The organism is Streptomyces sp. 15-116A, from assembly GCF_025290915.1.
Classification (GTDB): domain Bacteria; phylum Actinomycetota; class Actinomycetes; order Streptomycetales; family Streptomycetaceae; genus Streptomyces.
The window spans coordinates 1-10217 of the sequence record NZ_JAOCQE010000235.1 but is presented as its reverse complement, the minus strand read 5'-3'; the positions used below and the strand labels follow the sequence as shown (position 1 = coordinate 10217).

Annotated in this window: 11 protein-coding genes and 1 pseudogene; 4 read left to right on the top strand and 8 right to left on the bottom strand. The window is 72.0% G+C overall.

What is annotated here, in order from left to right:
• Nucleotides 1–207: 207 nt before the first annotated feature.
• Nucleotides 208–947 (top strand): annotated as a pseudogene (locus N4P33_RS27520) (hypothetical protein).
• Here N4P33_RS27520 and N4P33_RS27515 read toward each other — a convergent pair.
• From N4P33_RS27515 to N4P33_RS27500, 4 genes are all read right to left on the bottom strand, one after another.
• Nucleotides 893–2746, bottom strand: coding sequence for a serine/threonine-protein kinase (locus N4P33_RS27515; protein ID WP_260829500.1), 1854 nt, complete (start codon nt 2744–2746; stop codon nt 893–895). The pseudogene N4P33_RS27520 and the gene N4P33_RS27515 sit on opposite strands and share 55 nt — an antisense overlap.
• 101 nt (nt 2747–2847) lie before the next feature.
• Entirely contained in the window at nt 2848–3099 is a 252-nt protein-coding gene (locus N4P33_RS27510) for a helix-turn-helix transcriptional regulator (protein WP_260829499.1), read from the bottom strand.
• Nucleotides 3099–3596: a DUF2975 domain-containing protein gene (locus tag N4P33_RS27505; protein WP_260829498.1), complete on the bottom strand. Its 498-nt coding sequence runs from the start codon at nt 3594–3596 to the stop codon at nt 3099–3101. Before N4P33_RS27505 ends, N4P33_RS27510 begins: the two co-directional genes overlap by 1 nt.
• Before the next feature lie 81 nt (nt 3597–3677).
• Nucleotides 3678–4982: an HpcH/HpaI aldolase/citrate lyase family protein gene (locus N4P33_RS27500; protein WP_260829497.1), complete on the bottom strand. Its 1305-nt coding sequence runs from the start codon at nt 4980–4982 to the stop codon at nt 3678–3680.
• 194 nt (nt 4983–5176) lie between these two features.
• Here N4P33_RS27500 and N4P33_RS27495 point away from each other — a divergent pair, with 194 nt between their 5' ends.
• Complete coding sequence (locus N4P33_RS27495; RefSeq protein WP_260829496.1) at nt 5177–6082, top strand: endonuclease/exonuclease/phosphatase family protein; 906 nt, start codon at nt 5177–5179, stop codon at nt 6080–6082.
• Between the two features lie 54 nt (nt 6083–6136).
• On the opposite strand, the gene N4P33_RS27490 is transcribed toward N4P33_RS27495, so the two are convergent.
• From N4P33_RS27490 to N4P33_RS27475, 4 genes are all read right to left on the bottom strand, one after another.
• Nucleotides 6137–7099, bottom strand: coding sequence for an electron transfer flavoprotein subunit alpha/FixB family protein (locus tag N4P33_RS27490; protein ID WP_260829495.1), 963 nt, complete (start codon nt 7097–7099; stop codon nt 6137–6139).
• A gap of 52 nt (nt 7100–7151) precedes the next feature.
• Complete coding sequence (locus N4P33_RS27485) at nt 7152–7940, bottom strand: electron transfer flavoprotein subunit beta/FixA family protein (RefSeq protein WP_260829493.1); 789 nt, start codon at nt 7938–7940, stop codon at nt 7152–7154.
• A 241-nt stretch (nt 7941–8181) separates the two neighbouring features.
• On the bottom strand, nt 8182–8691 hold the full coding sequence (locus tag N4P33_RS27480; protein ID WP_260829492.1) for a flavin reductase family protein: 510 nt from the start codon (nt 8689–8691) through the stop codon (nt 8182–8184).
• A 155-nt stretch (nt 8692–8846) separates the two neighbouring features.
• Nucleotides 8847–9260, bottom strand: a complete 414-nt coding sequence (locus N4P33_RS27475; protein WP_260829501.1) for a thioredoxin family protein — start codon at nt 9258–9260, stop codon at nt 8847–8849.
• Between the two features lie 76 nt (nt 9261–9336).
• Here N4P33_RS27475 and N4P33_RS27470 point away from each other — a divergent pair, with 76 nt between their 5' ends.
• Both N4P33_RS27470 and N4P33_RS27465 read left to right on the top strand, forming a co-directional pair.
• Nucleotides 9337–9753 (top strand): DUF4395 domain-containing protein, encoded by a 417-nt coding sequence (locus N4P33_RS27470; protein WP_260829490.1) that lies wholly within the window; start codon nt 9337–9339, stop codon nt 9751–9753.
• 187 nt (nt 9754–9940) lie between these two features.
• On the top strand, nt 9941–10217 hold a 277-nt coding region (locus N4P33_RS27465), incomplete at its 3' end, for a 1-acyl-sn-glycerol-3-phosphate acyltransferase (RefSeq protein ID WP_260829489.1).

Below are 10217 nucleotides of genomic sequence, written 5' to 3'. Positions count from 1 at the left end.
GGGGGTGTCCGCAAAGTCCCGTCGTCCGCCCGAAGGGCGGGCCCTGCGGCGTCCGGTGCGTGCTCTCGGCGTGCCGGGCGGACACCCGCGTACTGGTTGTACTCGGGTGTTCGCCCGGTGCGGCGAGAGTGCGTGCCGGGCGTCGCGGGGCAGGCGGGACTTTGCGGACACCCCCCAGGGCTGGCCGAGGCGCCGCGGGAGCATCCGCTGCTGTATCCGGGCGCGTGGCCCGAGGACTCGGGGCTGCTGGACGGGGACCTGCTGCTGCCGCTGGACCGGCTGGTCCACGAGGACCGGGTGCCGGTGCTGGCGATCGGCTCCAATGCCTGCCCGGGGCAGCTGCGCCACAAGATGGCCGGGTCCGGCATCACCTCGCCGGTCCCGATGGTGCGGTCCCGCGTCACCGGCGTGGACGTGGGCGTCTCGGCCCATGTGAGCCGCATGGGATACGTCTCGGCGTCCCCGGTGACGGCCGCCCCGGGTGTCGTACGGGAGCTGTTCGTGCTGTGGCTGGACGCCGGGCAGCTGGCGGTGATCGACGCGAGCGAGGGCGTGCCGCTGCCGTACGGCAACTACCGGCGGGCCTGGCTGCCCTTCCCCGATGTGCGGATCGAGGTCGCCGACGGCACCGTGCTGCCCGGCGCGTACGTGTACGTCAACCGCCATGGCGTGCTGCACGACGGCACCGGCGTGCCCCGCACCCATCCCGGTCAGCGGGCGCTGCTCACGGAACTGCTGGTGGGGTCCCCGCGGTTGCGGGAGCTGTTCGGCGTGACGGCCGAGCAGTTCTGCGCGCGGGCCCGTGCCGATCTGGACCTGTGTGCGCGGGGCACGCCTTGTTCGCCGAGGAGAAGCGGGTGACGGCGTCGGGGCTGGAGCGGTATCTGGACGGTCAGCAGTACGGCAGCCCGGGCACCGGTGCGTCGTTGTCGCCGCCCTTGATGTAGACGTCGCTGACCCAGACGCCGGTGTTGCCGCTGTCGTCGTCGGTCTTCGCCCACCAGACGTTGGTCCACTCGCCGTGGGTCTCGCGGCGGCCCAGATTCTGCTGGCAGTAGAAGTAGTTGGTGCCCGCGTTGAGGATGCCGGCCTCGGTGCCGGAGGCGGTGTAGGACGTGGCGGTGCGCCAGACCTGGCAGTTGTACTTGCCGCCGCCGATGGGGTGGCAGACGGGGGCCTGAGTGGTGGCTCCCCCGCCGTCTCCTGCGCCACCGCCGCCTCCCGTCGTGCCGCCGGCGGGCTTGTCCTTCGGAGCGGCGGCGGTGGGGCGGTCGGTGGGGGCGGTGGTCTTGTCCTTCTCGTCGGGCTTCGCCGACGGTGCCCCGCTCTCGTCGTCGCCGTCCCCGGTCGCCTCCGGGCTCTCGGAGCGGCCGGCGTCGGGGCTCACGGACGACGCAGTGGAGGGCCGGGTTCCGGGGCGGGCGTCGGTGGCCTGCTCGCTCGCCCGTGTCTCGTCCGGGGAGCCGAGCAGGGCGACCGTGGTCCCGGCGGCGGCGAGGACGACGGTGACTGCGAGCGCGGCGAGCAGCACGCGGCTCTTGCGGCGGGAGCGGGAGCCGGTGTCCATGGGCCCGGTGGGCGCGGAGACGGAATCGGCGGGGTGGTGCGCGGGCACGGCGCCGGCGGAGGGGTGCGCGGAGACAGCACCGGCGGCGTGCTGGGCGCCGAGGTTGCCGTGGCCGCTGCCCGGGCCTTGCCCGTACCCCGGGCCCTGCCCCTGCCCCTGGCCTTGTCCGTACCCCGGAGCTTGGCCGTGAGCCGGGCCCGCGGGTGGCTGTTGTGGCGGGCCGAAGCCGGGCGGGACCGCGGGGACGCTGCGTTCGGTCTCCGTGCGGGGTGCCGCGGGCGGAGCCTGGCGCAGGGACGTCGTCGAGAGGTCGTCCGTGCCGGTGGCGTTCGCGACCGTCTCCAGCAGGGCGCGGGCCTCCTCGGCCTCCGGACGGGACGCCGGCCGCTTGTCCATCAGCAGTTGGAGGACGGGCGCGAGTGGTCCGGCGCGGCGGGGTTCCGGGAGCGGCTCACCGACGATCGCCGTGAGGGTGGAGAACGTCGACGTGCGGCGGAAGGGCGAGGCGCCCTCGACTGCCGCGTAGAGGGTGGCGCCCAGGGCCCAGACGTCGGAGGCGGGGCCCGGGTCGGCGCCCTGGGCCCGCTCGGGCGCCAGGTAGTCGAGGGAGCCGACGATCTCGCCGCTGCGGGTGAGGTGGGTGGCCGAGCCGTCGCCGGGGTCGTCCATGGTGGCGATGCCGAAGTCGGTGAGGACGACCCGGCCCGAGCGGTCGAGCAGGATGTTGCCGGGCTTCACGTCGCGGTGCAGCACCCCGGCGCGGTGGGCGGCGGCCAGCGCGTCCATCACCTTGGCACCGATGCCGGCCGCCTCACGGGGTTCGAGGGTGCCGCGGTCGCGGAGCACGTCGTCCAGGGACGGTCCGTCGACCAGCTCCATCACGATCAGCGGGCGGCCGTCCACCTCGGCGATGTCGTGCACGGCGATGACGCCGGGGTGGCGCACCCGGGCCGCCGCACGTGCCTCGCGCTGCATCCGCAGCCGGAGGTCGGCCAGTTCGGGCTCGGCGGCGTCGGTGTAGGTGCGCAGTTCCTTCAGCGCCACCTCACGGCCGAGGACCTCGTCGACCGCCTGCCAGACGACCCCCATGCCGCCGCGTCCCAGTTGCCGCGTGATCCGGTAGCGGCCGGCCAGCAGCCGCCCCGCCCCGTCCGCCTGTCCGTGCTCCCCCGATGACACCGCTCTGCCCCGTTCCTGTGGCACCACTGACCGTGCGTGCGGTACAGCCTAAGGGGCTGAAGTGAGCGCGGGGTTCGGCGGTGTCGGCTGTGACAGAGCCGCTACCGGGCTCCCTCCGCCGCCACCCGTGGCCGGGCGTCGGACTCGGGGCCGGGCTCCCAGCGCAGCAGGTCTCCCGGCTGGCAGTCGAGCACCTCGCACAGCGCGGCGAGGGTGGTGAAGCGGACGGCCTTGGCGCGGCCGTTCTTCAGTACCGCCAGGTTGGCGGGGGTGATTCCGACGCGCTCGGCGAGTTCGCCCACGGACATCTTGCGCCGGGCGAGCATCACGTCGATGTCGACGACGATCGGCATCAGATCACCTCGGCGAGTTCGGCCTGCATCCGGGTCGCCTCGGCCTCGCGGGCGACGGCCTGCGCGAGCAGCATGCGCAGGACGAGCACGACCAGCGCGATCCCGAGCACGGCCAGCCCGACACCGCCCACGAGCAGGACGACGCCGGGAGCCACCGTCTCACCGGGCGCCAGGACCACCCCGAGCGCGAACACCAGCAGGGCCGCGGCGACGAAGGCGCCGATCACGATGTGCACGTACCGGAAGGCCGCCTCGGAGAACACGGTGCCGCGGCGCACCATGGTGACGAGCCGCCAGACGCAGACGAGGACGGTCTGGGCCGCGACCACACCCAGGACGACGATCACCAGGACCGGCGTGACCAGGTGGGCCACATCCGCGTCCACGCCCTCCAGGTCCTCGGCGAGCAGCGGCACCATCACCGCCTGCACGAACACGGAGCCGGCCAGCAGCGCCCCGATCACGGCACGCAACGCGAGCACCGTCAGCTTCCCCATCGCCACTCCTCCCATCGAGCCACGATGGAAACCTATCGAGATTCGATAGGAGGAGCAAGCTGGGGAGGGTGCGGCGGGCGGCTACTGCGCCGAGGCGGTCAGGTCGCCGCGCCGAGGTGCCGCGAAGCTCTCGAGGTCGGCGCGGGTCAGTCCGGACAGGCGGGCGACCTCGGCGACGTCCAGGGCGCCGCAGTCCAGGCCGCGCAGCAGATAGCCGCTCAGGGCCTTGGCGGTGGCGGGCTCGTCCATGACGTCGCCGCCGGCGCGGTTGGCGTACCGGGCGAGTCGCCCTGCTGCCTGCTCGAAGCCCTCCCGGTAGAAGGCGAAGACGGCCGCGTACCGGGTGGGCAGGTGGCCGGGGTGCATGTCCCAGCCCTGGTAGTAGGCGCGGGCGAGGGCGCGGCGGGTGAGGCCGTAGTGCAGCCGCCAGGCGGCATGGACCTTCTCGGTCGGGCCGACCGGCAGGACATTGGTGGAGCCGTCCGACACGCGCACGCCCGTACCGGCGGCGGCGACCTGCATGACGGCCTTGGCGTGGTCGGCGGCGGGGTGGTCGCCGGCCTGGTGGGCGGCGGAGACGCCGAGGCAGGCGCTGTAGTCGAAGGTGCCGTAGTGCAGCCCGGTGGCGCGGCCCTCGGCGGCCTGGATCATGCGGGCGACGGTGGCGGTGCCGTCGGCGGCGAGGATGGACTGGCTGGTCTCGATCTGGATCTCGAAGCCGATCCGGCCGGGCTCGAGGCCGTGCGCCTTCTCGAAGGCGTCGAGGAGCCGCGCCATGGCGGTGACCTGCTCGGCGTAGGTGACCTTGGGCAGCGTCAGGACCAGCCCGTCGGGCAGGCCGCCCGCCTCGATCAGGCCGGTGAGGAAGATGTCGAGGGTGCGGATGCCCCGGTCGCGTACGGCGGCCTCCATGCACTTCATGCGGATGCCCATGTACGGGGCGGCGGTGCCGCCGTCGTAGGCCTCGGCGATCAGCCGGGCGGCGCGCGCGGCGGTCTCGTCCTCCTCGGCGTCGGGGCGATTGCCGTAGCCGTCCTCGAAATCGACGCGCAGGTCTTCGATCGGCTCGCGTTCGAGCTTGGCGCGGACCCGGCCGTAGACGTCGTCGGCCAGCGACTCGTCGAGTCCGAGGGCGGCGGCGAAGGAGGCCGCGTCGGGGGCGTGTTCGTCGAGCGCGGCGAGGGCCCGGTCGCCCCAGGCGCGGAGGGTGCCGGGGGCGAAGTCGTCGCCCGGGACGTAGACGGTGTGGACGGGCTGGCGGGTGCCGGGGTCTCCGGGGTAGCGGCGCTCCAGCTCGGCGTCGACCGGCGCGAGGGAGGCGCTGATCTCCTCGCTGACGGCACCCGCGAGGCTTGTCGCCACCCGCTCCTGCTGGCCCTGACCCATTCCACACCCTCCTGATTTCCGCTATACGGAATCAACAATCCGTAGAACGAAGTTATCCGCCGCCTTGCCGCCGGTCAACACCGTCTTACCCCTCGATCCACTCCGCCCTCTCGGCATGTTCACGTCCCTGTGGCACCGTTTCGGACCGGAAGCGAACGGCCACAACCGACGCGAGCAGAAAGGCAGGGCCTTTCGTGCCACACCACCGCCGAGTCACGCGCCGCCTGGGACTGAAGACCGCACTGGCCGCCTCCGTCGCCCTTCCGCTCTCCAGTACAGCACTGTCCTCCGCGCCCGCCGCGGCCGAGGAGCGCCTGGCCCGCTCCCTGGAGGTGATGTCGTTCAACCTGCGCTTCGCGAGCACGGCCGAACCCAACAGCTGGGCCGCGCGCAGACCCGTCATGCGGCAGCTGCTGCGCCGGGAGCGCCCGCATCTCATCGGCACCCAGGAGGGCCTCTACCAGCAGCTGCGGGACATCGAGGCGGACCTGGGCCCCGCCTACGACTGGATCGGCACCGGACGGGCGGGCGGCAGCCGGGACGAGTTCATGGCGATCCTCTACGACACCCGCCGGCTCGCGCCGCTGGAGTACGACCACTTCTGGCTCTCCGACACCCCGTACGTGATCGCCTCGAACACCTGGGGCAACGCCTCGATCCGCATGGTCACCTGGGTCCGCTTCCGTGATCTCGCCACCGGCGGCCGGGAGTTCTATCTGCTCAACACCCATCTGGACAACGCGAGTCAGTACGCACGCGCGCGGGCCGCCTCCCTCACCGCCGAGCGCATCGCGGGCCTGGACCGCTCGCTGCCGGTGGTGGTGACGGGCGACTTCAACGTGGCCGCCCACGAGAACCCGGTGTACGACACGATGCTGGCCGCCGGTCTCGTCGACACCTGGGACGCGGCGGCCGAGCGGAGCGAGCTGTTCGGGACGTTCCACGGCTACAAGCCGCTGGTGCCGGACGGCGACCGCATCGACTGGATCCTGGCCACGCCCGGTGTCACCGTGCACCGGGCGGCGATCAACACCTTCGCGGTGGACGGCCAGTACCCCAGCGATCATCTGCCCGTGCAGGCCACGCTGACCCTGGGATGAGCGAGGCCCCCGTGACCGGCTCGGTCACGGGGGCCTGCTGGGGCCGCGGGAGGATCAGCCCTTGCGGGTCTTGACTTCCTCGGTGAGCTGCGGGACGACGTCGAAGAGGTCGCCGACGACGCCGTAGTCGACCAGGTCGAAGATCGGGGCCTCGGGGTCCTTGTTGATGGCCACGATGGTCTTCGAGGTCTGCATACCGGCGCGGTGCTGGATGGCGCCCGAGATACCGGCGGCGACGTAGAGCTGCGGCGAGACGGACTTGCCGGTCTGGCCGACCTGGTTGGTGTGCGGGTACCAGCCGGCGTCGACAGCGGCACGCGAGGCACCGACGGCCGCGCCGAGGGAGTCGGCGAGCGCCTCGATGATCGCGAAGTTCTCCGCGCCGTTCACACCGCGGCCGCCGGAGACCACGATCGCGGCCTCGGTCAGCTCCGGGCGGCCGGTCGACTCACGCGGCGTACGGCCGGTGACCTTGGTGCCGGTCGCCTTGTCGGAGAACGTGACGCTCAGGGCCTCGACCGCACCGGCGGCCGGGGCGGCCTCGACGGCGGCGCTGTTCGGCTTGACCGTGATGACCGGGGTGCCCTTGGAGACACGGGACTTGGTGGTGTAGGACGCGGCGAACACCGACTGGGTGGCCACCGGGCCCTCGTCGCCGGCCTCCAGGTCGACGGCGTCGGTGATGATGCCGGAGCCGATGCGCAGCGCCAGCCGGGCGGCGATCTCCTTGCCCTCGGCGGAGGACGGGACCAGGACGGCGGCCGGGGAGACGGCCTCGACGGCGGCCTGCAGGGCGTCGACCTTCGGCACGACCAGGTAGTCGGCGTACTCGGACGCCTCGTGGGTGAGGACCTTGACCGCGCCGTGCTCGGCGAGCGTGGCCGCGGTGTCGGCGGCGCCGTTGCCCAGGGCGACGGCGACGGGCTCGCCGATGCGGCGGGCGAGGGTCAGCAGCTCCAGGGTGGGCTTGCGGACGGCACCGTCCACGTGGTCGACGTAGACGAGAACTTCAGCCATGGGAATTGCACTCCTGCGTAGCGAAGATGAGGGACGGTCAGCGAAGTGGGGCTCAGATGAACTTCTGGCCCGCGAGGAACTCGGCGAGCTGCTTGCCGCCCTCGCCCTCGTCCTTGACGATCGTGCCCGCGGTACGGGCGGGACGCTCCGCGGCCGACTCGACGACCGTGTACGCGTTCTCCAGGCCGACCTCGCCCTCGTCGATGTCCAGGTCGGACAGGTCCCAGGACTGCACCGGCTTCTTCTTGGCCGCCATGATGCCCTTGAACGACGGGTAGCGGGCCTCGCCCGACTGGTCGGTCACCGACACCACGGCCGGCAGGGACGCCTCGAGCTGCTCGGAGGCGGCGTCGCCGTCGCGGCGGCCCTTGACCGTGCCGTCCTCTACCGACACCTCGGACAGCAGGGTCACCTGCGGTACGCCCAGGCGCTCGGCGAGCAGCGCCGGGACGACACCCATGGTGCCGTCGGTGGAGGCCATGCCGGAGATCACCAGGTCGTAGCCGGCCTTCTCGATGGCCTTGGCCAGGACCAGGGAGGTGCCGATGGCGTCCGTGCCGTGCAGGTCGTCGTCCTCCACGTGGATGGCCTTGTCGGCGCCCATGGACAGCGCCTTGCGCAGCGCGTCCTTGGCGTCCTCGGGACCCACCGTCAGGACGGTGACCTCCACGTCGTCGTCGGAGTTCTCCGAGATCTGCAGCGCCTGCTCGACCGCGTACTCGTCCAGTTCGGAGAGCAGACCGTCCACGTCGTCACGGTCGACGGTCAGGTCATCGGCGAAGTGCCGGTCGCCAGTGGCGTCGGGCACGTACTTCACAGTGACAACGATCCTCAAGCTCACGCCGGCTCTCCTACTGCATCGTCATTTCTGGCTGCCTGCCTGCAGGCAGCATAGGCACCTGAAGGGGGTGATCCCGGTCGGGGCGACCCGCGCTCCGCACATAAGGTTACTCGCCAGTACACCCAGTTCGTTACGCGCCAGTACACCCAGTCCGTTCCCGCTAAGCAAGCGCTTTGAACTGTGACCTTTGCAACGCAGCGTAACCGGAACTGGACGCGCACGCAGCAGGAGAGGCCGCGGCTCAGTCCCGCAGGCCGTTGAAGCGCCCCTGGTGGTACAGCAGCGGGCGGCCCTGGCCGCCGGAGTCGCCGAGCAGCACCTCGGCGATCACGATGCGGTGGTCGGCGGCCGGTACGCGCGCCACCACCTTGCACACCGTCCAGGCCAGCACGCCGTCGAGCAGCGGAACCCCCTCGGGCCCCTCCGACCAGGCCGTGTCCGTACCGAAGCGGTCGGCGCCGCTGCGGGCGAAGGTGGCCGCCAGGTCCTCCTGGTCCTCGGCGAGGACATGGACGCCGACGTGGTCGCCCGTGGCTATCGCGGGCCAGCTGGAGCTCGCGGTGCCGATGCCGAAGGACAGCATCGGGGGGTCGGCGGAGACGGAGGCGAGGGAGGTGGCGGTGAAGCCGACCGGTCCCGAGGCACCGCGCGCCGTGATCACGGCCACACCCGCCGCGTGCCTGCGGAAGACCGAGCGCAGCAGATCGGGCGAGGCGGGCCGGGCGGTGCCGAGGCCGGACGGGGCCGTCATGGAACTGTCCTTCCGCGGGGGACGACGTGGCGGGCCGGGTACCCGCGCCGGGTGAAGGAGTTCCGAGGACATGCCGTCAGGCTGACGATAGTCGTAAGGCGCCGTCAAGTCGGTCCCGTGAGGTGGGAGATGACTCACGGCGGGCGTGCCGGGCGTCACACGGCCTCCCCGAGGGCGGCGATGACATCGGCCTTGCGGGGCTGTCCCGTGGCGCGCCGCACGATGCGGCCGTCGGCGTCGAGGACCAGCACGGTGGGGGTCTTGAGGATGTCCAGCCGGCGCACGAGGTCCAGATGGGCCTCGGCGTCGATCTCCACATGGGCGACGCCGGGGACGAGTCCCGCCACGTCCGCGAGGACCCGGCGGGTGGCCCGGCAGGGCGCGCAGAAGGCACTGGAGAACTGCACGAGCGTGGCGCGTTCGCCGAGTCCCGTGCCCAGCTCGTCCGCAGCGAGCCGCTTGCCCTCGTCCCGCCCGCGCACCCGTACTCTCCCGCTCCGCCGCCGTTGCAGCACTCCGTAGGCGCTCGCCGCCGCGAGCACCAGAACACACACCACCAGTCCGGTCATCACCAGCTTGCAGCGTTCATGGGACCGCAAAGATTCCCGGCTTCGTGCGGCGCCCCTTCTGCGGAATGCTTGCTTCATGGACATCGATGTGAGGGGACCCCGGTTCGGGGCGGCGGTGACGGCCGTGGTGCTGGCGGTCGTGCTGGTCACCGGGAGCGTCTGGCTGCTCGCCTGGCAGGCGCTGGCGTTCGCCTGTGGCGCGGCGGGCGGGGTGAGCCGGTCGCCGTACGGGTGGCTGTTCCGGAAGGCGGTACGGCCGCGGCTCGGGCCGCCGACGGAGTTCGAGGCGCCCGAGCCGCCGCGGTTCGCGCAGACGGTGGGGCTGGTCTTCGCCGTGGTCGGGCTGATCGGTTTCGCCGCCGGACCGGACTGGCTGGGTCTCGCCGCGACCGGGGCGGCGCTGGCGGCGGCCTTCCTGAACGCGGTGTTCGGCTACTGCCTGGGCTGCGAGATGTACCTGCTGGTGCGGAGGTTGACGGTCCGCGCCGGGTAACGGCCGCGCAAAAGACCGAGGTGGGCCGGGGGTGGACGTGACGAGAATCTCGCCGCGCACGGGCACTGGGGCTGGTTCGCGGCGCGTTCTTCGGGCACCATCAGCGACGAGCCGTAAACCTACGGCTGCGTAACTTCGACTGGGAGTACCTCCTTCCCAGCAGAGAAGGAAGGGTCCGTCCCCGCCCATGGCAGAACTCGTCTACCGTCCCGTGATCGGTTTCGCCCGCACGCTGTTCAAGGTGTGGGACCTCAAGATCGACTGCAGGGGTTCGGAGAACATCCCGCGCACGGGCGGCGCGGTGCTGGTGAGCAATCACATCAGCTATCTGGACTTCGTCTTCAACGGCCTGGCGGCGCTTCCGCAGAAGCGGCTGGTGCGCTTCATGGCGAAGGAGTCGGTCTTCCGGCACAAGGTCTCCGGTCCGCTGATGCGCGGGATGAAGCACATCCCGGTGGACCGTC

Coding starts and splice junctions, on each gene's coding strand:
- N4P33_RS27480 (WP_260829492.1), bottom strand. CDS start 8,691: ATGACGGCCCCGTCCGGCCTCGGCACCGCCCGGCCCGCCTCGCCCGAT.
- N4P33_RS27475 (WP_260829501.1), bottom strand. CDS start 9,260: ATGACCGGACTGGTGGTGTGTGTTCTGGTGCTCGCGGCGGCGAGCGCC.
- N4P33_RS27490 (WP_260829495.1), bottom strand. CDS start 7,099: ATGGCTGAAGTTCTCGTCTACGTCGACCACGTGGACGGTGCCGTCCGC.
- N4P33_RS27510 (WP_260829499.1), bottom strand. CDS start 3,099: ATGCCGATCGTCGTCGACATCGACGTGATGCTCGCCCGGCGCAAGATG.
- N4P33_RS27500 (WP_260829497.1), bottom strand. CDS start 4,982: ATGGGTCAGGGCCAGCAGGAGCGGGTGGCGACAAGCCTCGCGGGTGCC.
- N4P33_RS27505 (WP_260829498.1), bottom strand. CDS start 3,596: ATGGGGAAGCTGACGGTGCTCGCGTTGCGTGCCGTGATCGGGGCGCTG.
- N4P33_RS27470 (WP_260829490.1), top strand. CDS start 9,337: ATGGACATCGATGTGAGGGGACCCCGGTTCGGGGCGGCGGTGACGGCC.